This window comes from Amaricoccus solimangrovi, from assembly GCF_006385685.1.
Lineage (GTDB): Bacteria > Pseudomonadota > Alphaproteobacteria > Rhodobacterales > Rhodobacteraceae > Amaricoccus > Amaricoccus solimangrovi.
The window spans coordinates 1-2,090 of the sequence record NZ_VFRP01000073.1 but is presented as its reverse complement, the minus strand read 5'-3'; the positions used below and the strand labels follow the sequence as shown (position 1 = coordinate 2,090).

The window sequence follows — 2,090 nt, the reverse complement described above, 5'->3', positions numbered from 1 at the left end:
CGAGCGCCGGAGCGCGTATTCGAGCCCGATCCGCGCCTTGCCGATCAGGTTGCCGGCGAGGGCGTTGAGGGTGAGCGCGCCCGCGACCTTGTAGATCGCGCGGATCTGCAGGTGGTCCTGCAGGTTGCCGCCGACGCCGGGCGCGTCGAGTTCGACGTCGATGCCGTGCTCCCTCAGATGCCCGGCCGGTCCGACGCCCGAGAGCAGGAGGATCTGCGGCGAGCCGATGGCGCCGGCCGAGAGCACGACCTCGCGGCTCGCCCTCACCACCACCGCGTCGCCGCCGCGGCGCACGGTGGCGCCGACGCAGCGCCGGGCGCCGTCCGGCCCCGTCTCGAAGATCAGCCGCTCGACCTGCGACTCGGTCCAGATCTCCAGGTTCGGCCGGCCCCTTGCCGGGCGCAGGAACGCCTTCGACGTGTTCCAGCGCCAGCCGGCCTTCTGGTTCACCTCGAAATAGCCGACACCCCCGTTGTCGCCGGAATTGAAGTCGTCGGTACGCTCGAACCCCGCCTCGACCATCGCCTCGGCCACGTCGTCGAGGATGGCCCAGCGCAGCCGCTGCTTCTCGACCCGCCACTCGCCGCCATGCCCGTGCAGGTCGGAGAAGCGGCTGTTGCCGCCGGTCGCCGGATCGGCGCCCGCGTCGAGCCGGTAATGGTCCTCATGCGCCATGAAGTCCGGCAGCGCCCCCGCCCAGCTCCAGTCGTCGTCGCCGGTCAGCCGCGCCCAGTTGTCATAGTCGCGCGCCTGGCCGCGCATGTAGATCATGCCGTTGATCGACGAGCAGCCGCCCAGCGTCTTGCCGCGCGGATAGCGCAGCGAACGGCCGTTGAGCCCGGCATCGGGCTCGGTCTGATAGAGCCAGTCCGTGCGCGGGTTGCCGATGCAGTAAAGGTAGCCGACGGGTACGTGGATCCACGGATAATTGTCGGGCTTGCCGGCCTCGAGCAGCAGCACCCGCCGCGACGGGTCGCGGCTCAGGCGGTTCGCGAGCAGGCATCCGGCCGAGCCGGCGCCCACGATGATGTAGTCGAACGGATCGCGCGGCATCTCTTCCTCCGGCTATGGGTTTCGAGTGGCATGGCGTGGGACGGGACGGCGCGACCCGCCGCCTCTGCCTGGCCTTCAGGTCTTCTCGGGCGCGCTGGGTCGGACGGCGCGGCGCTGAATCGACGCGGACGGGGATCAGCTGGGAAGGTATTCGCCGCTCCAGCTTTCGCTGATCGCGCCTTTTTCCCTCAGCCGGTCAATCTCGGACTCGGAATAGCCCGCCGCCGCCAGCACCGACCGTGTCGAGGCGCCGTACTTCTCCGCCGGTGCCAGCGCGCAGACCCGACCGATCGAGGGCCGCACCGCGTAGGGGTCGAGCTGCGTGACGCGGTGGCCGCTCGGATGGTCCGGGTAGGCCGAGAAGGCATAGCTGCCGCGGTCGATCCCCGGTGTCCCGTCTTCCCGCCGGCAGTTCGCGGCCCGGATGGTCTCGATGCTGTCACAGACGGCGGCGCCGATGTCGGCCGCCCGGAAGCGCGAGACCCAGTCCTCCGCCGTCGCCGTTCCGATCGCGCTTGCAAGCAGGCAGCCGCGCTCATGCTCCGAGGACGCGGCGAGCCCCTCGAGGCCGGGGACGCGGGCGAAGCGCGGCAGGTCCGCCTCGGTCGCCGCGAGCATCAGCCAGCGGTCGCGCGCCCGGTAGAGATGGTGGAGCGCGTCGGTGCCCATCGCCCGCGGGCCCGAGGGCTCGTCGAAGGCTGGCCGGTTCGGATAGTCGTAGCAGAAGGGCATCTGCGCGAGCCCGCTCAGGGCGCAGAGCGAGGTGCGCGCCCGGCCGATCCGTCCGGTCCGATGTTTCTGGTAGAGCGCGGCGGCGACGGCGGTCGCCGCGCCGAAGCCGCACATCACGTCGATGGTGCCGACATGGGCGTGCTCCTCCGGGGTCTCGATCGAGCCGCCGAACCGCGGCATGATCCCGGTCGTCGCCTGCACCAGATCGTCGTAGCCGAGATAGTCGCTGCGCGGGCCGCGCCGCGCGCCGCCGAAACAGTCGAGCTGGCAGAAGATCGCCTCCGGATTGATCCGGGCGAGGCTCT

At 71.1% G+C, this 2,090-nt stretch carries 2 protein-coding genes; both read right to left on the bottom strand.

Annotated elements, in window-relative coordinates; genetic code table 11:
• A partial coding sequence (locus FJM51_RS23090; protein ID WP_140456442.1) for a GMC family oxidoreductase occupies positions 1-1,053 on the bottom strand: 1,053 nt, incomplete at its 3' end.
• 135 nt (positions 1,054-1,188) lie between these two features.
• A partial coding sequence (locus FJM51_RS23085; protein WP_181164734.1) for a CoA transferase occupies positions 1,189-2,090 on the bottom strand: 902 nt, incomplete at its 5' end.